The organism is Wolbachia endosymbiont (group A) of Lypha dubia, from assembly GCF_964028575.1.
Taxonomy (GTDB): domain Bacteria; phylum Pseudomonadota; class Alphaproteobacteria; order Rickettsiales; family Anaplasmataceae; genus Wolbachia; species Wolbachia pipientis.
In genome coordinates, this window is sequence record NZ_OZ034796.1 from 43,074 (window position 1) to 64,194 (window position 21,121).

General features: G+C 36.8%; 19 protein-coding genes, 1 tRNA gene and 4 pseudogenes. 13 read left to right on the plus strand and 11 right to left on the minus strand.

Annotated features, from left to right (window positions below):
- The first annotated feature begins 46 nt into the window (after positions 1–46).
- Positions 47–931: a tRNA (adenosine(37)-N6)-dimethylallyltransferase MiaA gene (gene miaA / locus ABWU72_RS00235; RefSeq protein ID WP_155969421.1), complete on the plus strand. Its 885-nt coding sequence runs from the start codon at positions 47–49 to the stop codon at positions 929–931.
- Here the strand turns inward: miaA and ABWU72_RS00240 are convergent.
- The 3 genes and pseudogenes from ABWU72_RS00240 to ABWU72_RS00250 all read right to left on the minus strand — a co-directional run.
- Positions 928–1,212 (minus strand): annotated as a pseudogene (locus ABWU72_RS00240) (hypothetical protein); the annotation flags it as partial. The gene miaA and the pseudogene ABWU72_RS00240 overlap by 4 nt on opposite strands.
- A gap of 122 nt (positions 1,213–1,334) precedes the next feature.
- Positions 1,335–2,639: a group II intron reverse transcriptase/maturase gene (gene ltrA, locus ABWU72_RS00245; protein ID WP_017531706.1), complete on the minus strand. Its 1,305-nt coding sequence runs from the start codon at positions 2,637–2,639 to the stop codon at positions 1,335–1,337.
- 460 nt (positions 2,640–3,099) lie between these two features.
- The gene (locus ABWU72_RS00250) at positions 3,100–3,669 is read right to left on the minus strand and encodes a hypothetical protein (RefSeq protein WP_353283755.1); all 570 of its coding nucleotides are present in this window, start codon (positions 3,667–3,669) and stop codon (positions 3,100–3,102) included.
- A 296-nt stretch (positions 3,670–3,965) separates the two neighbouring features.
- Here ABWU72_RS00250 and recG point away from each other — a divergent pair, with 296 nt between their 5' ends.
- Positions 3,966–5,987, plus strand: coding sequence for an ATP-dependent DNA helicase RecG (recG, locus tag ABWU72_RS00255; RefSeq protein WP_038199133.1), 2,022 nt, complete (start codon positions 3,966–3,968; stop codon positions 5,985–5,987).
- Between the two features lie 291 nt (positions 5,988–6,278).
- Here recG and ABWU72_RS00260 read toward each other — a convergent pair whose 3' ends face one another.
- Positions 6,279–6,455 carry a hypothetical protein gene (locus tag ABWU72_RS00260; protein ID WP_155968519.1) on the minus strand — a complete coding sequence of 59 codons (177 nt, stop codon included), beginning with the start codon at positions 6,453–6,455 and terminating at the stop codon, positions 6,279–6,281.
- 127 nt (positions 6,456–6,582) lie between these two features.
- On the opposite strand from ABWU72_RS00260, the gene ABWU72_RS00265 reads away from it, so the two are divergent.
- Positions 6,583–6,783 (plus strand): hypothetical protein, encoded by a 201-nt coding sequence (locus ABWU72_RS00265; RefSeq protein ID WP_213863044.1) that lies wholly within the window; start codon positions 6,583–6,585, stop codon positions 6,781–6,783.
- 270 nt (positions 6,784–7,053) lie between these two features.
- A complete protein-coding gene (locus tag ABWU72_RS00270; protein WP_155969365.1) occupies positions 7,054–7,341 on the plus strand; it encodes a hypothetical protein in 288 nt (95 codons plus the stop codon).
- A 15-nt stretch (positions 7,342–7,356) separates the two neighbouring features.
- Here ABWU72_RS00270 and ABWU72_RS00275 read toward each other — a convergent pair whose 3' ends face one another.
- The 3 genes and pseudogenes from ABWU72_RS00275 to cutA form a co-directional block, all read right to left on the minus strand.
- Positions 7,357–7,806, minus strand: a complete 450-nt coding sequence (locus ABWU72_RS00275) for a hypothetical protein (protein ID WP_231115844.1) — start codon at positions 7,804–7,806, stop codon at positions 7,357–7,359.
- A gap of 135 nt (positions 7,807–7,941) precedes the next feature.
- Positions 7,942–8,016 (minus strand) — tRNA-Gln (locus ABWU72_RS00280).
- Positions 8,007–8,312 (minus strand): annotated as a pseudogene (gene cutA, locus ABWU72_RS00285) (divalent-cation tolerance protein CutA); the annotation flags it as partial. The gene ABWU72_RS00280 and the pseudogene cutA, both read right to left, overlap by 10 nt.
- 177 nt (positions 8,313–8,489) lie before the next feature.
- On the opposite strand from cutA, the gene ABWU72_RS00290 reads away from it, so the two are divergent.
- The gene (locus ABWU72_RS00290) at positions 8,490–8,792 is read left to right on the plus strand and encodes a hypothetical protein (protein ID WP_213863596.1); all 303 of its coding nucleotides are present in this window, start codon (positions 8,490–8,492) and stop codon (positions 8,790–8,792) included.
- Here the strand turns inward: ABWU72_RS00290 and walE1 are convergent.
- Entirely contained in the window at positions 8,767–10,290 is a 1,524-nt protein-coding gene (gene walE1 / locus ABWU72_RS00295; RefSeq protein ID WP_155969361.1) for an actin bundler, read from the minus strand. The genes ABWU72_RS00290 and walE1 overlap by 26 nt on opposite strands.
- Before the next feature lie 155 nt (positions 10,291–10,445).
- On the opposite strand from walE1, the gene ABWU72_RS00300 reads away from it, so the two are divergent.
- The 8 genes and pseudogenes from ABWU72_RS00300 to terL form a co-directional block, all read left to right on the plus strand.
- Positions 10,446–10,661, plus strand: a complete 216-nt coding sequence (locus tag ABWU72_RS00300; RefSeq protein ID WP_006279848.1) for a hypothetical protein — start codon at positions 10,446–10,448, stop codon at positions 10,659–10,661.
- 82 nt (positions 10,662–10,743) lie between these two features.
- The gene (gene hflK / locus ABWU72_RS00305) at positions 10,744–11,778 is read left to right on the plus strand and encodes an FtsH protease activity modulator HflK (protein WP_010962866.1); all 1,035 of its coding nucleotides are present in this window, start codon (positions 10,744–10,746) and stop codon (positions 11,776–11,778) included.
- Positions 11,779–11,780: 2 nt separating this feature from the next.
- Positions 11,781–12,653: a protease modulator HflC gene (hflC, locus tag ABWU72_RS00310; RefSeq protein ID WP_155969359.1), complete on the plus strand. Its 873-nt coding sequence runs from the start codon at positions 11,781–11,783 to the stop codon at positions 12,651–12,653.
- A 3-nt stretch (positions 12,654–12,656) separates the two neighbouring features.
- Positions 12,657–14,141, plus strand: coding sequence for a DegQ family serine endoprotease (locus ABWU72_RS00315; RefSeq protein WP_012673276.1), 1,485 nt, complete (start codon positions 12,657–12,659; stop codon positions 14,139–14,141).
- A 116-nt stretch (positions 14,142–14,257) separates the two neighbouring features.
- Positions 14,258–15,422 (plus strand): annotated as a pseudogene (locus ABWU72_RS00320) (WPE palindromic element domain-containing protein); the annotation flags it as partial.
- Positions 15,423–15,473: 51 nt separating this feature from the next.
- Positions 15,474–15,821 carry an IS630 transposase-related protein gene (locus ABWU72_RS00325; RefSeq protein WP_155968342.1) on the plus strand — a complete coding sequence of 116 codons (348 nt, stop codon included), beginning with the start codon at positions 15,474–15,476 and terminating at the stop codon, positions 15,819–15,821.
- Positions 15,822–15,849: 28 nt separating this feature from the next.
- Positions 15,850–16,332, plus strand: coding sequence for an IS630 family transposase (locus ABWU72_RS00330; RefSeq protein WP_231115908.1), 483 nt, complete (start codon positions 15,850–15,852; stop codon positions 16,330–16,332).
- A gap of 5 nt (positions 16,333–16,337) precedes the next feature.
- Positions 16,338–16,653 (plus strand): annotated as a pseudogene (gene terL, locus ABWU72_RS00335) (phage terminase large subunit); the annotation flags it as partial.
- 54 nt (positions 16,654–16,707) lie between these two features.
- Here terL and ABWU72_RS00340 read toward each other — a convergent pair.
- From ABWU72_RS00340 to ltrA (ABWU72_RS00350), 3 genes are all read right to left on the minus strand, one after another.
- A complete protein-coding gene (locus ABWU72_RS00340; RefSeq protein ID WP_353283756.1) occupies positions 16,708–18,894 on the minus strand; it encodes a hypothetical protein in 2,187 nt (728 codons plus the stop codon).
- A 43-nt stretch (positions 18,895–18,937) separates the two neighbouring features.
- Complete coding sequence (locus tag ABWU72_RS00345) at positions 18,938–19,171, minus strand: hypothetical protein (RefSeq protein WP_353283757.1); 234 nt, start codon at positions 19,169–19,171, stop codon at positions 18,938–18,940.
- Positions 19,172–19,277: 106 nt separating this feature from the next.
- Positions 19,278–20,582 carry a group II intron reverse transcriptase/maturase gene (gene ltrA, locus ABWU72_RS00350; protein WP_017531706.1) on the minus strand — a complete coding sequence of 435 codons (1,305 nt, stop codon included), beginning with the start codon at positions 20,580–20,582 and terminating at the stop codon, positions 19,278–19,280.
- Positions 20,583–21,121 lie beyond the last annotated feature (539 nt).

Consider the following 21,121-nt stretch of genomic DNA (forward strand, 5'->3'; position numbering starts at 1 on the left):
CCAAACTTTTACTACACTTTATCATATGTTAATTAAATTAATATAAATGAAAAATAATATAGTAATTATTACAGGAATTACGGCCTCAGGTAAATCAGAATTATGCGATAACCTGATAGAAAAATATGGAAATATTAGTATAATAAATTGTGATTCAAAGCAGGTATATGAAGAAATTCCCATAATTACTGCTCAACCGCCAAAGCAAGAAGAATTTTATAAACTATATGGTTATGTTTCAGCAAAAGAAAATTATTCCGTGGGTCTATGGTTAGAAGATTTAGAAAAAGAAGTTAATCACGCATTAGAAAATGCTCAAATACCTATCATCACTGGAGGAAGCGGGCTTTACATCAGCAGTTTAATCAAAGGCTTATCATCAATGCCACAAATAAGTCAGGAAGTGAGGAAAAATGTAAGCGAATTAAGGAAAAATTTAAGTAAAGAGGAGTTTTACAAATTAGCGCTAAGCAAAGATCCAAGGATTCAAGGTAAAGTGTTCATGAATGACTCGCACCGCCTTTCAAGGGCACTTGAAGTTATCACTGAAACTGGCAAGTCAATTTTTGTATGGCAAGAGAATAGACAGCCTCCTTTATTCAATAATTTTAAGATATATACAATTCTGCCTAAACGTGAAGATGTATACCGAAAAATAAATTCTCGTTTCATTACAATGATTGAAAATGGAGCAATTGATGAAGTAAAAAAGCTACTTAGCATGAACCTAGCCCCACATTTGCCAGCTATGAAAGCACACGGAGTGCCAGAAATTATAAAGTACTTGAAAGGTGAGATTACTTTAGACGAAGCGATACAAATTGCTCAAACAAACACAAGACACTACGCGAAACGTCAGTATACCTGGTTTAAAAAACAATTTCTAAATGCTGAAGTGATTGATTGTGCAAACAAGCTCAAGATATTTTAATTCAGGCCGTGCTCATTACTACGAATAGGGGGTTCCATATTTTCCAGATGGTCGCTTACTTCTAGTGGATCGCCTAAACCATGCTCTATTTTTATTTTAAAAAATCCAAGCCTCTCGCAAAATTTCTGAAAACACTCTTTTATAACGTCAAACAAGTTTTTATCACCTATATTATAGTCCTTCAGTCTCTTAGGAACAGTAAGTGACAATTTACCATCTTCATATGTTACATTTTTATCACCTTGAGACTTAAGTGTGAATTCTAGCGAGCTATCCAATTTGTTTGGTAGAAGTCATAGTTTTAAATCCTCCTGATTAAGTTTTATCGCTATGACTCCCCCACCAGAACCGTGCTTGCAGCTTTCCCGCACACGGCTCCACAATGTAGTATTCACAGCATTTCCTATTTTGTATATAATGAGTAGCATATTCTTGGTTTTGGTAATGGATTAACTTGTAGATAGTGTATAAATTGCTTTGAATTCATACTCTTCTTCTGACTACGTCGGTTTATCCATTTATACGCTAGCTTGATTACCCGCCAGAAGAATTTATTCAACCACCGGTAATTTCCGCTAACTCCGAAGTAGTTATAGTGTCCTGTTAGTTTTGCTTTAAGTATTGACCACCAATCTTTAAGGTGAACTTTATTTCGGATCTTTTTCACCCATTCTTTGATTTCTTTAAGTTTTCTAGATAGATTTTCTTTCGAGGTTTTATGACCTACCATTACTCTACCTTTACGACTCCTTGTACCATAATGGGTGAATCCTAGAAAGTTGAAACTTTCCGTTTTTCGTTTCTCCCTTATTCCTTGTTGCCACTCCTTTTTGCCAAACTTTACTATTCTTGTTTTGTCTTCAGATATTTCCAGTCCAAATTTTCCTAGCCTTTGTTTCAGTGACTCTAAGAGTTCTCTAGCATCTTTTTCTCTTTCGCAGCAAATCAGGTGATCATCTGCATACCTAACTAGCTCCATATAACCTTTAGATCTTAGCTTGAATTTCTTTTCAAACCACAAATCCAGCACATAATGCAAGTATATATTAGCTAGTATAGGACTTACTATTCCCCCCTGAGGTGTGCCTAGTTCAGTTGCTTCATAATGTCCTGCTTCGACTACTCCTGCCTTAAGAAATCGTTTTACTAACCACAGTATGTTTGGGTCTGTTATCCGTTCTCTCAAGCATCTCATTAGCCATTTGTGCTGGACATTATCAAAGAATTTCTTGATATCAACTTCTACTACATAGTTAGTTGGTCTGTACATAACTGCTTTATTTAGTGCATTTACCGCTTGATGACAGCTTCTACCAGGACGAAAACCATATGAGTTATCCAGAAAGTTAGCTTCATAAATATTTTCTAATATCTTCTTCAGCATTATCTGGACTAACTTATCTTCTGTAGACGGTACTCCAAGCCCGCGTTTCTCTTTGCTTCCAGCTTTTGGTATATATACTCTTTTCACTGGTTGCGGTTGATATCGCTTTCTTTTCATACTATCCACCAGAGTGTTGAGCTTCTCTTCAAGATTTTCTCCATAAGCTTCTACTGTCACCTGGTCTATACCGCATGCTTTGTTATGCTTTAGCTCTTTATAACATTCAGCAAGATTCTCTGCGTTTATCAGATGAATTAACGATGTAAATTTCAATCGTTTATCTTGCCTGGCTCTTACTGCTATCTGATTTAGTTTTCTTTGCACGTTATTCCAACCTCCGTTGTATTGGCATAGCAATTCCTAAACCAGTCACTATATTGCTGACCGCTTCCCCTTGTATGTGGCTTTCCCACACTCTGAGTACTATCAATCAGTCCGACTTCCTTTATATCTTCCGTCAGTACTCGCCTTTGTTGACTTGTTCCAACGTACCTTAATAGGAATACAAAGGATCTCCCAAGTTTACGTAAACTCCATCTCAACACGTGATACGGCCTCAGATCCCGATAGAGTGAGTGATAACTTGCCCTATTGTTACCCTTCTTGCTGTCTTCCACTATATGCAACGTGTCGACCTCTATGACATCGAGAATTTCGGGACTCAATACCTTCACTTTCGTTGTACCCTGTGTTGTCCATTCCACTAGCTTTACTACGCTCGTTACCTTACGCAGCATAGTGGTTTGTTCCAGCCTGCTGGCTAGGCTTTGCCTGGGTTGGATTTTCACCAACTGGACTTTACGCACTTTGCTTGGCGCACACATAATTCTTCTTCCAGTTCTGCAAAAGTGCGAACTGCAATTTTTTCTTCAATTCTGATTGCCGCATGACTTGGATCACTACAATTAATATGTGTTACATGATTAGACTGAAACAATAACCCATATGTTTCAGCTAAATGAAGGATAGGTCCTCCTTTACCATACAATGCACCCACATAAGCAGCCTGGTTACAATTAGTGATTAGTTCTTCTAGAATAGAATCATTTGGAACTTCTGCTTCAGCATATTCAAATAGCTCTGTAAAAACTTGTTTTACAAATTGGCGGTACTTATTTTTGTCATTTGAAATGAGGTTGGTATGTTTATTATATAATTCATCAACAAGCTCTTTTGTTATAACTTTGTTCTGAATAACAAGTTTCATTCTTGGAAGATCTACGTACATAGTTGCACCAGAATTCGCTTCAGCACTATCTTTACCAGCCCTCAACCTGCTAAAACCAAACTTTTCTGCTTGAGCTCTTAGTGTAACTATTGGATTTTCCTTTTCTTTTGGTGTAGAGCTGTTCATCATTAATACCTTGATATAGACTGCTAATGGTATAATAACACATAAAAATGATTAATAAGTTAATAAAATACCTACTATAAGCCCTATGATAGCAAATATAGTTAGGGGTAACTTAGGCTTACCGACGATTTTAAAAACAACAAATTCGTCATTCCGTTACGTGTTAGCGGCTGAGATACCGCGAATGAATCGCGGTATGACGTTAGAGAGCTGTGCTAGCTATAGTGCATACCTGACCATAAGGTGACAAGATTTTAAAAAGGCTCTATAACAGTTTTACACATGTATGAATCTCAATGAGCAATCAGATTTTTCTAAATAGCAGGCTGGAGAATATACCTAAGTTTCATTCCGCAATATTACCTAAACTTTGTGGTGGGGACAAGGTGGTGGATCTGCTGTTTTATAAGCCACTTAGTTATGTGGATAGAAGCAAGTTACTATCTGATGCTCGAGTTGGAGAATTTACAACTTTCATTGCAAAAGTTTATGAACATCAGTCGCCCACTTTTAGAGGTAGACCATATAAAATAGTCGTTGAAAGTGAGAGTCAGTATATATTCATAGTCTTTTTTAATTACTCAGTTAAGTATTTATATAAACTATTTCCAATTGGAGCGAATGTGATCATCAGTGGCAAACTCGAAAAATTTGCTGAACATTGGCAAATTACTCATCCAGATTACGTGTCGCTTGACATCAACCAATTTAAAGAAATAGCTTGCATAGAGCCAGTTTACCAATTATGCCGTGGCATTACCAATAAGCGCATTGGGAACATAATAAGCTCTAATCTAAAAGAATTGCCTGATTTACCAGAGTGGATAGATGATACATTAATCAAGCAAAAAAAATGGTTAAGTTGGAGGGAAAGCATCATAAAGTTGCACAGACCAAGCTCATTGGTGGAAGCTGAGGTTTGTAGAAAAAGGCTTGCTTATGATGAATTGTTTGCGTATCAGCTAGCGCTGAAACTTGCAAGAAAAAATCATGTGAAAGAAAGGGGAAGAGAATTTATAATATTGAGTAAATATAAAGAGCAAGTTTTAAATGAATTGTCGTTTCAATTAACAAATGATCAAACTCGTGCAATAGATGAGATCTCAGAGAGACAAAAATCCAAGTATCGCATGATAAGCTTGCTGCAAGGTGATGTTGGTAGTGGCAAAACCGTAGTTGCACTTTTTGCAATGATAAATGTGGTAGAAAACAACATGCAGGCAGCTCTAATGGCACCGACTACTATCTTGGCGGAGCAACATTATAATTGGATTGAGGAAGTTTTATCCTGTACCGATATAAAAGTTGCGCTGCTTACTGGTAAAACTTCGCGCAAGGAAAGAAAGATTATCATGAACGAACTTGCAAGTGGTGTTTTAAATATAGTGATTGGCACTCATGCACTATTTCAAGCTAACGTTACATTTAAAAATTTAGGGCTTGCAGTCATAGACGAGCAACAGCGATTTGGAGTGATGCAGAGAAATCGCTTGGTAGGAAAAGGAGAAAATGCCGATATACTTTTCGTTACTGCAACTCCCATTCCAAGAACTTTGCAGCAAGCTATGTATGGTGACGTTGAATGTTCAATTTTGAAAGAAAAACCAAAATCCAGATTGCCAATAAAAACTGTAACTATGAACATTAGTAGGGTGCCAGATGTTATTGAAAAGCTAAAAGGTGCTATAAACAGGGGCGAAAAAGCATATTGGATTTGTCCATATATAGAAGAAAACGAAGAGACCAATATTGCTGCAGCAGAGATGCGTTTTCAGGAATTACAAAAAACATTTCTTGATAAAGTCGGGATAATACACGGAAAATTGACTCAGGAGCAGAAAGATCAAGTTATGTTTTCCTTCAAAAGGAATGAATTTTCTCTGCTTGTTGCAACCACTGTGATAGAAGTTGGTATAGATGTGCCAGATGCAACCATCATGATTATAGAAAATGCAGAGCAATTTGGGTTATCACAATTGCATCAGTTAAGAGGCAGAGTAGGGCGAGGAAACAAGCCATCTTTTTGTGTATTATTATACGATAATTTAAGTAAAAGCTCATCTTCAAAGTTAAAGATCATGTGTGAGTCACAAGATGGATTTTACATTGCTGAAAGGGATATGATGCTAAGAGGCAGTGGAGATATTTTAGGCACAAAACAATCAGGATGTATGGAATTTAAATTTGCTGATTTATATCAGGACAAAGAGCTGCTCAATCTCGCGTATAATAACGCAAAAGGCGCAATGGCTGATTTTGAATTACTGCTTGATATATTTGAATATAGGAGTAGATTACATTTTTCAAAATTTCAGTAGGAAAACCAGGTAGCCCGCAGAAACGAAAAAACTTCCTTGACAAACCTCGCCAGCCCCCTTATCATGAAACTGAAGCTATTGTATTTGCTTTCGCCAATCTGCAGATTAAAAGGTAAGGATTACTTAATGTATCGGCGTCTTATGTTCAATTTTTTGCAGTATATAGATACTGTATGTCTTTACAAAACTTCATCTACATCTAGATTTTTATCTAAATAAGCTGAACGCGCTTATAAAGCGTTACAAGACATCAAAAAATGCCAATACTCGACAGAGATAGTAAAAGACTAGCTAACTCGGGGATTCTTTGTCTTTTTTTCTGCTTAGTAAATTTCTTAAACATTTGCAGCGTAAGTTAGTTGCAATTAAAAGCGGCTGAATCTCGCTTGTCAAGCGTTTAAAACATAAAAAACGCCAATATTTTAAAGCGGATAATAACCACGGGGCTTCTTTTGCCTTTTTTTTCATTTGGTAAATTTCTTAATGTTTATGGCTAAACGACAACCGTCATCCCGCTGCTTGTTAGCGGGATCTCTTGTTAGCGGCTGAGATACCGCGAATGAATCGCGGTATGACGTAGATTGCTGTCATTCCAGTGCTCCTTTTTTTGTCATCCAAGCAGCCTCCTATGGTGTCATCCCAGTGCCCAGACACTGGGATCCAGCATTTCATGCAATCCCATCAAGAACGTTGTATTTTACATAACACTTTTATGCTTACCAACCCAGTGTCCAATCAAAATTCCTGGATCCCAGTGTCTGGGCACTGGGATGACATCATAGGGACACTGGGATGACACCATAGGGGCACTGCCGTCATAAAGGAACCAGTGTCAGCTACTTGAATGACATCATGGGGGCGCTGGCCTGACAACCGTCATCCCGCTGCTTGTTAGCGCCGCGGCGGTATGACGGTCCGCTGCTTGTTAGCGAGATACCGCGAATGAATCGCGGTATGACGGTGTAATGACGGTCAAGTAATTCGTTATCCCGCTGCTTGTTAGCGGAATCTGCTGTGGCGACATAAACTCAAATCATTTCAAATTTCAATCCAAAGAGGTATCATTATGTCAAACAACTTCAATTTTAAAGAATTTTTTAACCACTATGAAACAAATAGTACGTCAGATGATATACAAAGGTATTATTTGCTGTGGAAATCAGTAATAGCGCAGGCAATGATTGATGCAGCAAGTAACTGTAAAAAAACAGAAAGCTTGGTAGAAAAACGTAAGGCAATTTCTTGGTTGTCAGACTTTAGTCAAGATTTTGTGCACACATGTATATTGGCTGATTGTGATCCGATATACGTAAAAAATAAAATACAGCCAACCTTAAAAAGCCTTACTAGATAAAGCCTTTTTATATACTTAATGAGGTTTACTCCTTTTACCGAAAAAAATATAATTCAATCTCCTATCTATAGTTGCCTCTATATCTTTGATTAATAGCTGCTTTATCATGTTTACTTTTCGCTTTGCATCTTGAGCTTGACGCTCATTGTTACCACTGTTATTGCTGTAATTATTCTTATCACTATAACTACTGCCACTTGTGTTACTGAACTCACTACCCTTTTTTCTTCTTGTGTTGAGTATCTGTATTATCTTTTCCTTTAAAAAGGACTTCCAGCCTGTGCCAAGTAATAACTTATAGAGAAAATGCGGAGTAAGAAACGCCACTAATATTCGAATAGAAATTCCGTAACCGAGATCTTCCCTATTTTCATAATACCACTTGCAATATTGAAACAAACGGTAAAACGCATTTTTGAAAGAGCAAAATTCTACAGCATACCAAAAACCATTGCTGAGAAACATGAGCACAATGCTGAATGTGTAAAGATACATTGTGAAGAGAAACAGTTTCACAATTATATCTTTTAGACTACCTAATATATAATTCAATAATCTTAATTTATAGAAAAGTGATATCATTTCACACCCACTTCAATATGGCTGGGGTGGAAGGATTCGAACCTTCGCGTGGCGGTATCAAAAACCGCTGCCTTACCACTTGGCTACACCCCAATACTACTTACATCAATAACACTATTAGCCCAATTAGTAAAAGATTTATTTGCTTTTTCTATGGGCATCACAGCAATAGCTGGCTGATCATAAGAATGCATTGCTTCGATTTTTTCTACAATTTTATCAACTTGATCATTCCTGCTCTTCATAATTGCCACTACTTCACAACCACTGTTAATTTCACCCTTCCATAAATACAGAGAATTTACTTCAGTTACACATACAATTAACTTCTCGTTTAACAATTCTTCAGAAATAGTTTTAGCCTCATTTAAATTTGAAAAAGTTGAAAACTAAATTATTCATTAGAATCTATATAAACGCATTGCTACTATACTCCACTCAGGTTTATTCATCAAGAGAAAATAACGCCAGCGCGTACTGTATGAACATTTGTTTGCAAAGGTAGTATGTTAAGTGTTATAGCTAGTTTGCCTCAAACGTAAAGGTGTCATCCCAGTGCCCCTGTGATGTCATTCCAGTGCTTGACACTGGAATCCAGTTTTCCATATAATCTCATCGAAAACGTTGTAACCACTTTCTATGCTAGTTTGCTTGTAAACAAGCAAACTTTCCTGGATCCCAGTGTCAGCTACTCGGATGACACCTTTCCTAGCAGAGAAATCACAATGTTCATACGGTTGTACGCATACCGCTGGGATCTAGGATTTTTCTATAGTTTAAAAACAAAAAAAGGACGTTACTCATTGAGTAACATCCTTTTGGAGAAGGTAGAAGTTTTACTTATTACACTGTTCCTGGAGTTGCTGTAGCTCTTGAGTTGACAGGTTCTGCACTAGGTTGATCTAGAGATGCGCGTCGTTTTGCCAACTTTTCTTCGAGTTCTCTGTCAAATTCTTCTTTTAAAGGAAGAACTTGTTTTCTTGTTAGCGTAGAAGAACCAGAACCCATTCCACTATCAGTAGAATTACTGTGAGTGAGAGTTCTGTTACTCAAACTATCCAGGTTTTGCTCCACAATAGGATCACTGAGAACATCTTCACTGAAAGAACTTTGTCCATTTAAGTTAGTCAATGAGGCGCTTCTAGGTAGTTCTGGTGGAGCAACTGGAGTAAGCTTAGGAGTTAAGCTACTAGATGAATTGCTTCTACGGACTGTTGCAAAGTTCTGAGAATCTGAATCAGAGACAGTAGCAGTACTTTCAGTTCCTATAGAATTTAGTGAATTGCTTTTTGACAAGCTGTTAGATTGTTCAGAGCCTTTTCTTCCCAGTGAAGAGAATGATGATGACACAGACCTAGTTAAACTTTTGACAGAAGGCCTGTTAGCTTTTTTCTCTGCTCTGTCAAACATATTGCTTACGCTTGAGTACAAATGATTTTCTCTACATTCTTTAATAACCTTCTTAATTTCATCGTAATGTTCAGAGAAAACACTGTCGATGAAATAACTACCTTTAGGTAATGACCTTTGTGTTAACAAGTTATGCAAGCTTTTTTCATTTAAATTATTAATGAATTCTTTCTGTACTTGCCATCCAGAAGTATGTTCAATCTCCCCTGATTTTGCCTTCTCTGCCATTTTTAAATCAATTTCTGACGATATTCCAGAAAGTACATTTTTCACTAACCCAGAATTATTTCCTTTATCAGCAAAAATTGCTTTCATATCATTTCTTATTTCGTCAGATTTCTTAATTGCATCTGGAGTAAACCTTTTTACCTTATCTAAATAGTCCGTCTCACCAGATGCCTTATGGAACTTATTTGCCACTCCTTCGCCTACAAAACTAGCGCCTTTTTTCAGTGAATCTACTGAATGTTCATAACCTTCTTTCACCTTATCTTTAACATGCACAGCACCATCTCTAACTTTTCCGGCAGCGTATGTTGATGCGTCCTTAACTTTCCCAGCAGTATATTTCACCCCATCAACTGTTTTTTCTGCTGACCACTTGAGCCCTTTATATCCAGATTGAACTGTTTTTACAGCGACTTTTACAGCGAAATATAAAGCAAGACCAACTATAGCACCTGGTATAGCAAGTGTTGCACCAACTGCCAAAAGTGGTAGTACTGCCGTAAATAATCCACTTGCTGCACTTACTACAAGAATCTTATCTCCTTGTTTCATCTTAGAGAATTCTGTATCCCCTTTTAACAGGTCAGTAATTCTTTCTTTTAGCTTCTTGGGATCATTAGCAATATCTGAATTTGGTAGATTTTGCATCGTTTTATTCAAATCAAAACTATCTTCTGGTTGGTTTTGTTGAGTTCCAACAGAATTTGAATTTTTTTCATTATGTAACATTTTAAACCTCACTATTAATTAAATATATTATAATTGTATTCCTTGATTCTTAAGTTAGTGTTAAATTGATTGCCAGTATTTATTTGTCTTCAAATAATTTCGCTTGACGTGTTTTGTGGTAACGTAGAAAATTAGGTCAAGAAGCTGCAGCATTTATGAAGTATAGAAAAAGAACACTCATCTTTTTGGCTGTTATAACTTTAATAATAATAGCTTTACTATTTAGGTATAATTCCCATTTTCACAAAGACGTAGTGCACTTAAAGAGTGACAACAAAGAATTCAAAAAAAAGCCAGAAAATTCCATAGAGTCAACCATACTACATAGAGAAAAGGAAGTGTACGATCATGTTTTCCATCCTGATGATTAATTTGTAAATAAAATAGCAATTTATGTTTGCATTTTCTTATTAAAGAAGTAATATTAGCGTATTAATTATAGAATCAATCATTATGTTTGATGATAATAATCCTTGGAATCTGGGGAAGAAACCGGTAGGGAACAAAACTCCTAATAATGAAGATATTTTAAGTAAAGCTGTATCTGATATAAGGTTCTTTCTTAATGGATTAACCAGAAACAGGGGCAAAAAACCTTATTTCATCATTTTCATTATTTTGCTGTTCTATGCTTGCACTGGCTTTTATATTGTCCATCCTAGTGAAGAAAGTATAGAACTTACCTTTGGTAAATATTCTAATACAGAAACACCTGGTTTGCGTTATCACTTCCCCTACCCTATTGGCAAGGTTTTTAAAGTGAACGTTAAGGAAGTAAATCGTGAAGAAATTGGGGTAAGTAGTTCTTATGGGCGAGATACAGATCGCGGTGAAGGCGTGATGCTAACTGGAGATGAAAATATAGTCAACGTTAACTTCGAGGTTCAATGGCGCGTTAGAGATGCTAAGGACTATTTATTCAAAGTGCGGGATTACAAACCCGGTTTCAGTGTTAAAAATGCTGCTGAAAGTGCCATGAGAGAAATAATAGGTAAAAATACGATCTCTTTTGCACTTGGTCAAGGCAGACCAGAAATTTCTAGAGATACTAGAATTCTATTGCAGCAGATTCTTGATGGATACCAAATGGGTATAGAGATTTTATCTGTTCAAATGAAAAAAATTGATCCACCAGAAAAAGTCATTAGCTCATTTAGAGATGTACAAAGTGCTCGTGCAGACAAAGAGCGTACTATAAACGAAGCATATGCTTATAATAATGATATTATACCTCGAGCAAAGGGTGAAGCGATAAAGATAAAATTAGATGCACAAGCATATGAAAATGAAATAATAAATGAAGCAAAAGGTAATGCAAATCGCTTTTTATCTCTTTATGAGGAATATAGACAGAATCCTTCTCTCGTTAAGAATCGTATTTATCTTGAAACTATGGAAAATATTTTCAGTAAGGTAGACAAAGTTGTTGTAACTGATGATCTGAAAGGTATGTTTTCTTATTTACCTCTTACAAATTTAGGAAAATAACCATGAGTAGTAATATTAAAATTGTTTTTGTTTCTGTATTTGTTGTTTTATTGATTGCTTTATCTAATTCAATATTTGTTGTGCAAGAAACAAAGCAAGCAATAGTTATACAACTGGGTAAAGTTGTAAGGGATGTTAGGGAAAGTGGCTTATATTTTAAGTTGCCATTCATAAATAGTGTAGAGTTTCTTGATAAAAGAGTTTTAGATTTAAGTCCTGATAAGATCCCAAGGGAAGTGATAACAGCGGATCAAAAACGTATTATAGTAGATGCGTATGCAAAATATAAAATAACAAATCCTGTTACTTTTTACCAGGCTGTGAGGAATGAATCAGGTCTGGTTAGAAGATTATATCCGGTTATAGAAGCTCACATAAGAGAAAATATAGGCAGATTTTCGTTGATTAGCTTGTTGAATGAAAAAAGATCAGAGGTTATGCAATTGATTCAGCGTGGAGTTTATTCTGAAGCTGAAAAATTTGGCATAGAAATAATAGATGTAAGAATTAAGAGAGCAGATTTACCAGAAGAAAATAGTTCTGCAATATTTCGCCGTATGCAAACTGAAAGGGAAAAAGAAGCAAAAGAAATTAGAGCAGAAGGAGAGCAAGCTGGGCAGGAAGTTAGATCAAAAGCTGATAAATTAAAAAGGGAAATTATCTCCAGTGCAGTAAAAGAATCGTACGAAATAAGGGGCCGTGGTTATGCTGAAGCAACTAGAATTTATAATGAGGCATTTAAGGTTGATGAAGAGTTCTTTAACTTTTATCGCTCTATGAGCGCTTACAGTAAATCATTTGCCGAAAATAATACTAAATTTGTACTTTCACCAAACAATAACTTTTTAGATATTTTAAATAAAGGATGGAAATAATTTATGAAAAGTAAGGCATTTATTTTATCTATATTTGCATATTTTCTAATTGCGTTTTCTTCGTATGCTAATATGTTTGATTGGAATGCAAAAAAGGTCGTTGATGCTAGCACTACTGCATGCAACTGTAATCAAGGACTTGCCGATTTAGTGGAAGAACTCATTCCTGCGGTTGTAAATATTTCAAGCGAACAAATCATCAAACAAGAAAATAACAGTAGAACTAGAGTTCCATCTATGCCAGGAAATAATTTTTTTGATGATTTTAGAGAGTTTTTTGAGCATTTTGATCAGTTTTTTATGGATAGGGGCCCTAGTGTTAACAAAGAGGTGGTGTTGCTTGGTTCTGGGTTTATTATAGATAAAGGTGGAACTATAGTAACCAATTATCACGTTATTAAAAACGCCAAAGATATCACAGTTACTATGAACGATAATACTTATTTCAAAGCAGAAGTTTTAGGCTATGATGCAAGAACTGATCTTGCTGTGCTTAAGATTAATTCTGATAAAGATCTTTCTTCTGTTGCATTTGGTGATTCTGATAAAGCAAGGGTTGGTGATACGGTTATGGCAATAGGTAACCCATTTGGTTTGGGTGGCTCTGTAAGCACAGGAATTATATCTGCAAGGTCCAGGGACATTAGTATTGGCACTATGAATGAATTTATTCAAACTGATGCTGCAATTAATAGGGGTAACTCTGGAGGACCGTTATTTGATTTAAATGGAAAAGTTATAGGTATTAATACTGCTATCTATTCTCCATCTGAGTCTGGCGGCAACGTGGGTATAGGTTTTGCCATACCATCTAATTTAGCTATGTCAATTATTGACACATTAAAAAGTGGCAAAAAAATAAAACATGGTTGGCTTGGTGTGCAAGTTCAGCCTATAACGAAAGAATTTGCTGAGTCCTTGGGTTTAAAAGATATAAAAGGCGCATTGGTTGCAAGTATAGTAAAGGATAGTCCTGCAGAAAAAGGTGGGATTAAAGTAGGTGATATATTATTAGAATTTGACGGTAAAAAAATCGATAGAATGACACAATTACCTCAAATGGTTTCAAGAGCTGGACCTGAGAAAAAAGTGCAAGTTAAGTTACTTAGAAAGAGCAAAGAGGTTAATATTAAAGTTGTGATCGGAGAATCTACAAATGATGGCCAAGATAACAATCAAGAAGAAAATAAATCAACATCTGATTATGTAACCGGTTTAACTGTCTCAAATCTGCCAAAAGAATCAAAAGAAAGTAATCCTACAAAAGGTGTGATAGTTACCAATGTAGATAGTAACAGTAATGCCACGCTGCGTGGTATTAAAAAAGGAGACATTATTATCCAATTAGATGGAACCGATATAGAAAATACTAATGATTTTCAAAAACAAGTTGATTCAGCAGTAAAGAAAAACGGTAAAGATTCAATAATGTTGCTCATTTACCGCAATGGAAATCAATTCTTTACTTCGATAAAGTTGAAGAAATAGCACTCGTAGGTTATTTACTAAATTAGCAGCATTGTAAGCCTGTCATTATAACACCTCAATCTTACAAGACAAATCAAAACTATTAAAGTCTACATTCCATTCACTAAAATACACATATGGATAATATAAATTTTCTAAAATTCATTGAACTGTGCTTTCAAACAGTGGTGCCGGGATGTGAGTATAATGATTATCAGTACATAAAAGTCATAGCAGACAGGCTGGAAGCAGCGAATGCTGGCGAAGTAAGGCGCATAATATTCAATATGCCTCCGCGTTCAATGAAGTCCATATGTATGAGTGTTGCGTGGCCCGCATGGATACTGGGCAACTGCAAGAATAATAGTTGCAAGTTATTCTAAGTTGCTTAGTGAAAAACATTCGCTTGATACGAGGTGCATAATGCAATCTGATTGGTATAAAGAACTATTTCCAGAGGTAGAACTATCCAAAGACCAGAACACTAAATATAAATTCCAAACAGTGCAGAGAGGATACAGAATCGCAACATCAGTTGGAGGAACATTAACCGGTGAAGGTGGTGACTTTATTATTGTGGATGATCCGCTTAACCCTGCTCAAGCTTTGAGTGAAACATTTAGAAAACGTGCCACAAACTGGTTCGATCAGACTTTAGTAACGAGACTCAACGATAGAAAAAAAGGAGTAATTGTGCTTGTGATGCATAGGCTCCACCTGGAAGACTTAACTGGGCACCTCTTATCTAAGCCAAAAAACATATGGCATCACATTTGTTTGCCAATGATTTCTGAAAATAAGGAGGTTATTTATTCAATTAATAACCATACTGGTGTCATTCCAACCCCCCCTCCTGTCATCCCAGTGCCCAGACACTGGGATCCAGAAAATTCAACCGCAAAAGACTGGATTCCAGCATCAAGTGCTGGAATGACACTACCTGCAAGAGTATTATACTCAAGAGAAGAGAATGAGTTATTATATCCCCTGGAGGGAGGAAGAGAAGAAGTTGAGATGATAAAAGTTGAACTCGGGAGTTACGCTTTTGCTGCTCAATACCAACAAAACCCCCTGCCGCTTTCAAGTGGTATAATAAAACAAGAGTGGTTAAAGCGCTATAAAAATTTCCCTGATAATCCCTCACATGTAACTCAAAGCTGGGACACTGCAGTTTCAACAAACGATTCCAGCGACTTTAGCATCTGCACCACCTGGGCAAAAATAGATAATAAATTCTATTTACTTGATGTATATCGAGCAAAGCTTGAGTACCCAAAGCTTAAAGAGCAAGTTCTGTCACTATAGTACTTCCCAAAGTAAATGATAAAGGTATAATAAGCTATTTGAGTTATAATGGCGTATAGTGTGGATTTAAGGGAAAGGGCAGTATCGATGATAGAAAAAGGGAAGTCAAAGGTTGAGGTGGCAGAGCTTTTGGAGATAGGAATAGCAACTCTGTACCGCTGGTTAAGAAAGAAAGCCGCTGGTGAAAGCCTAAGGCCATCGAAAAACGGCAGCTTTATTCGAAAAATAGACCCAAAAATACTCGAAGAATATGTTAAAAAGAATCCAGATCATACGCTGGCAGAGATGAAACAAAATCTTGGATTTGGAATAAATTCAATTTGGTATAGGCTGAAACAGCTAAGAATTACTTTAAAAAAAAGTTACACTATATCAAGAGCGCAATCAAGAAGATAGGCAGCGATTTACCGATAAAATCTCAAAAATAGACCATTCCAGCATCTTATATATAGATGAAGCAGGAGTTGATAATAGGTTATACCGAGAGTATGGACGTGCTCCAATAGGAAAGAAAATTTATGCAGATATTCCAGGAAGAAAACGAGAGAGAATCAGTATAATAGGCGGGTGGATTGGAAAGAGATTTATTGCACCAATGACTTTCAAAGGTGGGTGTGACAAAGAGGTATTCAATACATGGTTAGAGAAGATGTTATTACCTAAATTGCCACATGGTACTACAATAGTTATGGACAATGCCACATTCCATAAAACTCCCAAAACAAAGGAGTTAATAGATAATGCTAGATGCCGTTTGCTCTATCTACCAACATATTCACCAGATTTGAACCCTATAGAGCATTGTTGGAATACCATCAAAAGCCGCCTCAGACCTTTAATGCATAAATATACAGACTTACAACTTTTGGTTGGTAATACCATAATGGAAATTTATCATTCATTTTAGAAAATACTATAGCTGCAAGATGGACGCCACACGCAATTTTGATCGAAGCAAAAACGAGTGGTCAACAATTAACACAAGAGCTAAAGGCAAATAGCGATCTACCGATTATCGAAATAATTCCACACAATGACAAACTCACTCAAAATTGTTCCGGTGATAGAGTCTGGTAGGGTTTTTTTGCCACAGCAAGCAGTATGGCTCAGCGATTTCGAGTACGAAATTTTAATGTTCCCAGAAGCTCGCCATGATGATCAAGTGGATAGTACCGCGCAATATCTGCAATGGATGAGAAAAACTAACACCAGTGCTTTCAGGGTCAGGGATTTTGGCTCCAACCCTAATAAAACACTTGGGTGGATATCTAAAAACCTAAATTTATTTTCTCAAAGCCTCTGATACAGGCTCTACCTCACACTCTTTAACCTCTGAAGGGACACTTCCCTTATGTTGCACAGCAGGAGAACCCATAGAACAAAAACCACTATCTCTATCAACTTTTTTAGAACTAGAGTTATCAGGTGACGATAATTGTGCTTCTGCAAGTCGCCGTAACTGTGATTCTTCACTCTCACATAGAAATCTGCTTAGCTCCCTTTTCCCCGAAAGAGTACGCGTCAAATATAAATGCCACTCCTCCCCAGGGGAGAAATAGTTGGAGTTTAGCTTCTTTCGCTCCTCAGGAGAAAGAAATGGGCGTAGTTCCTCTCTCTGATCAGGATTAAGACGTTGTTGCCACTCTGGTACACCTTCATGCGTAGGAGAAGTCACCGCTGAGGGTGGATTACTTTTTGCTTTTATTCTGCCTGGGAATGAAGAAGATGATTCAGAAACAGGTAGTTTTTCAGGTACAGAACCCCCAGGAGCACTTACACTTGAAGATATCGAATACACCGAACCACGTCCTTTGTTATTTCGCTTAAGAGAAGGTAGCACATTGCCTTTTAGTTTTGACCACATACTACCTATAGACGAATTACTACACAAAAGACCATCCCCATGTTTCTTCTCCGGAGATTTACTATCTTGTGGCTTTGCTTTAGAACACTCATCACTACTTTTTCGATCACTTTCATCAGTAACTTGCTGTTTTTCAGGTTCCTCATTACAAATGTTCTCCGTATCTTTTAGAGAATCTTCAGAATTTAAGAATGTTGAACTATCCCATGCTCTAAAAGAAGGAATCGATGATGATCTTTTCTGATCCGGAATATTAGCCTCTGTTAGCGTACCTTCACCAGCACTTAGATCTCTAGATATCCCTGGAACACCACAACTAGTTGTAGCATAACTCAGATCTGTCAATGGCCTATCACTCGTTCTAACTGAATTTACATAATTGAGCAACCGCAGTCCTTCTTCTTTTTCTGATCCTTGCCTGGGAGAATCCTTTACTCCACCCTGACTACACGTGGGAGACTCCAATTTCATACCTGACAGTTCAGTCGATGGTGATCGTGACAATGCTCGAAAACGAAGCTCAGGGTCAATGGACAGTTCATGGTCTTTGTTGATTACAGAGTTTTTTATTATTTTGGTTATCACACAGTGAGAAATTTCTTTATTAGAAAAGTCTATGCCATATATTCCACTGTCTCCACATATTGGTAATTCTGCTTGAACTTTACTATAAAGATTATTAAATACAGCATAATTGAATGCATAACTTAGTTTAAGAGCTTCTTCACTTGCTAATATCCTAGGCTCTCCATTATCTAATACAACAGGTATAAGAATTTTGGCTGTTTTTTCATTTAAAGGGAAATTACGAATAAAGCCAGCCACTGTCACTCTTGTCGCTTGACCAATAGATTCTATTATCATATCTTTAAATAACTTCACTTTATAATTAGCACTACTTTCAACTCCAAGATACATACCTACAAGCCATGCCTTATACCGTGTTACACTATCAATAAAACGAGCGTCATCAAAAACATCTTTGATATATACACTATTGTCTTTAACCTTTAAAGGCTTCTTAGGAACATTTTCATATCTTTCTCTCATCCTTGATAAAAACTTACTCTTAAATTGCTGACTTAATTCTTTATTATCAAATTTAGAACAACACAAATATTTTCCCTTATTAAATGGTACAGTTGTGCTGCTAATTTGCATATCTTCTCGAATATCTTTTGCAAGTGAAGAAGCCAAATGAGACTTTAGATTGAAAATTACGCCATCATCTACAGATGTTACAAACTTAATACTACCTTGTTTATCTACGAACCAATCTCCTTTATAGTTCTTAAGTGGAAAAGATTCAACATCTTTATAGTTTTCAAACGGAAAAGAATTAACATCAAAAATTAGCTTAGCTGTATCCAATATTTCTGCTTTATTACCTTTTTCAATGCCGTAGAATTCACGTATTATCTTCCTTTTTATACTGTCCAGATATCTTCTACACTGATACGTACCCATACTCTTATCAAATGAGACTACAATATAGTCCTCCTTGCCCCTGCTTTGCAGCGTAAAATTAGTTTTAACTGTATTACGAGCATAATTATGTACATTAAAAGCACTAACCAATGCTCTTACTGTTTCTCTATTAGGCATACCAACCTCCCCATTTTTAAATTACAACAACTATTCTTTATTACTACCTTTTGTTACCGCTACCAACTCCACTAGAGCTTGACCCGCTCATAGAACTGCTAGGCTGCTCAGACTGACGTTTCCTTTCTTCTATTTTCCTAGCTGTATCACGATGATCATCAAACCTTTCTTTTTCCACCGAAAGTAATTTTCCACCACCTGGTGCTGTATTCTCACGCTTCCACTTTTCAGCATCAAAACCTTTTTTATCATTACCGCTATGTTTGGTAGAAGTCATAGTTTTAAATCCTCCTGATTAAGTTTTATCGCTATGACTCCCCCACCAGAACCGTGCTTGCAGCTTTCCCGCACACGGCTCCACAATGTAGTATTCACAGCATTTCCTATTTTGTATATAATGAGTAGCATATTCTTGGTTTTGGTAATGGATTAACTTGTAGATAGTGTATAAATTGCTTTGAATTCATACTCTTCTTCTGACTACGTCGGTTTATCCATTTATACGCTAGCTTGATTACCCGCCAGAAGAATTTATTCAACCACCGGTAATTTCCGCTAACTCCGAAGTAGTTATAGTGTCCTGTTAGTTTTGCTTTAAGTATTGACCACCAATCTTTAAGGTGAACTTTATTTCGGATCTTTTTCACCCATTCTTTGATTTCTTTAAGTTTTCTAGATAGATTTTCTTTCGAGGTTTTATGACCTACCATTACTCTACCTTTACGACTCCTTGTACCATAATGGGTGAATCCTAGAAAGTTGAAACTTTCCGTTTTTCGTTTCTCCCTTATTCCTTGTTGCCACTCCTTTTTGCCAAACTTTACTATTCTTGTTTTGTCTTCAGATATTTCCAGTCCAAATTTTCCTAGCCTTTGTTTCAGTGACTCTAAGAGTTCTCTAGCATCTTTTTCTCTTTCGCAGCAAATCAGGTGATCATCTGCATACCTAACTAGCTCCATATAACCTTTAGATCTTAGCTTGAATTTCTTTTCAAACCACAAATCCAGCACATAATGCAAGTATATATTAGCTAGTATAGGACTTACTATTCCCCCCTGAGGTGTGCCTAGTTCAGTTGCTTCATAATGTCCTGCTTCGACTACTCCTGCCTTAAGAAATCGTTTTACTAACCACAGTATGTTTGGGTCTGTTATCCGTTCTCTCAAGCATCTCATTAGCCATTTGTGCTGGACATTATCAAAGAATTTCTTGATATCAACTTCTACTACATAGTTAGTTGGTCTGTACATAACTGCTTTATTTAGTGCATTTACCGCTTGATGACAGCTTCTACCAGGACGAAAACCATATGAGTTATCCAGAAAGTTAGCTTCATAAATATTTTCTAATATCTTCTTCAGCATTATCTGGACTAACTTATCTTCTGTAGACGGTACTCCAAGCCCGCGTTTCTCTTTGCTTCCAGCTTTTGGTATATATACTCTTTTCACTGGTTGCGGTTGATATCGCTTTCTTTTCATACTATCCACCAGAGTGTTGAGCTTCTCTTCAAGATTTTCTCCATAAGCTTCTACTGTCACCTGGTCTATACCGCATGCTTTGTTATGCTTTAGCTCTTTATAACATTCAGCAAGATTCTCTGCGTTTATCAGATGAATTAACGATGTAAATTTCAATCGTTTATCTTGCCTGGCTCTTACTGCTATCTGATTTAGTTTTCTTTGCACGTTATTCCAACCTCCGTTGTATTGGCATAGCAATTCCTAAACCAGTCACTATATTGCTGACCGCTTCCCCTTGTATGTGGCTTTCCCACACTCTGAGTACTATCAATCAGTCCGACTTCCTTTATATCTTCCGTCAGTACTCGCCTTTGTTGACTTGTTCCAACGTACCTTAATAGGAATACAAAGGATCTCCCAAGTTTACGTAAACTCCATCTCAACACGTGATACGGCCTCAGATCCCGATAGAGTGAGTGATAACTTGCCCTATTGTTACCCTTCTTGCTGTCTTCCACTATATGCAACGTGTCGACCTCTATGACATCGAGAATTTCGGGACTCAATACCTTCACTTTCGTTGTACCCTGTGTTGTCCATTCCACTAGCTTTACTACGCTCGTTACCTTACGCAGCATAGTGGTTTGTTCCAGCCTGCTGGCTAGGCTTTGCCTGGGTTGGATTTTCACCAACTGGACTTTACGCACTTTGCTTGGCGCACGCATATTGCCTCCTAAGTAAAAATATTATGTAACTAATATACT

Excerpts from the sequence above, each read along its gene's own strand:
- miaA (WP_155969421.1), top strand. The coding sequence starts at position 47 with ATGAAAAATAATATAGTAATTATTACAGGAATTACGGCCTCAGGTAAA.
- ABWU72_RS00250 (WP_353283755.1), bottom strand. The coding sequence starts at position 3,669 with ATGAACAGCTCTACACCAAAAGAAAAGGAAAATCCAATAGTTACACTA.
- recG (WP_038199133.1), top strand. The coding sequence starts at position 3,966 with ATGAGCAATCAGATTTTTCTAAATAGCAGGCTGGAGAATATACCTAAG.
- ABWU72_RS00260 (WP_155968519.1), bottom strand. The coding sequence starts at position 6,455 with ATGAAAAAAAAGGCAAAAGAAGCCCCGTGGTTATTATCCGCTTTAAAA.
- ABWU72_RS00270 (WP_155969365.1), top strand. The coding sequence starts at position 7,054 with ATGTCAAACAACTTCAATTTTAAAGAATTTTTTAACCACTATGAAACA.
- ABWU72_RS00275 (WP_231115844.1), bottom strand. The coding sequence starts at position 7,806 with ATGTTTCTCAGCAATGGTTTTTGGTATGCTGTAGAATTTTGCTCTTTC.
- ABWU72_RS00290 (WP_213863596.1), top strand. The coding sequence starts at position 8,490 with ATGTCATTCCAGTGCTTGACACTGGAATCCAGTTTTCCATATAATCTC.
- walE1 (WP_155969361.1), bottom strand. The coding sequence starts at position 10,290 with ATGTTACATAATGAAAAAAATTCAAATTCTGTTGGAACTCAACAAAAC.
- ABWU72_RS00300 (WP_006279848.1), top strand. The coding sequence starts at position 10,446 with ATGAAGTATAGAAAAAGAACACTCATCTTTTTGGCTGTTATAACTTTA.
- hflK (WP_010962866.1), top strand. The coding sequence starts at position 10,744 with ATGTTTGATGATAATAATCCTTGGAATCTGGGGAAGAAACCGGTAGGG.
- hflC (WP_155969359.1), top strand. The coding sequence starts at position 11,781 with ATGAGTAGTAATATTAAAATTGTTTTTGTTTCTGTATTTGTTGTTTTA.
- ABWU72_RS00315 (WP_012673276.1), top strand. The coding sequence starts at position 12,657 with ATGAAAAGTAAGGCATTTATTTTATCTATATTTGCATATTTTCTAATT.
- ABWU72_RS00325 (WP_155968342.1), top strand. The coding sequence starts at position 15,474 with ATGGCGTATAGTGTGGATTTAAGGGAAAGGGCAGTATCGATGATAGAA.
- ABWU72_RS00340 (WP_353283756.1), bottom strand. The coding sequence starts at position 18,894 with ATGCCTAATAGAGAAACAGTAAGAGCATTGGTTAGTGCTTTTAATGTA.
- ABWU72_RS00345 (WP_353283757.1), bottom strand. The coding sequence starts at position 19,171 with ATGACTTCTACCAAACATAGCGGTAATGATAAAAAAGGTTTTGATGCT.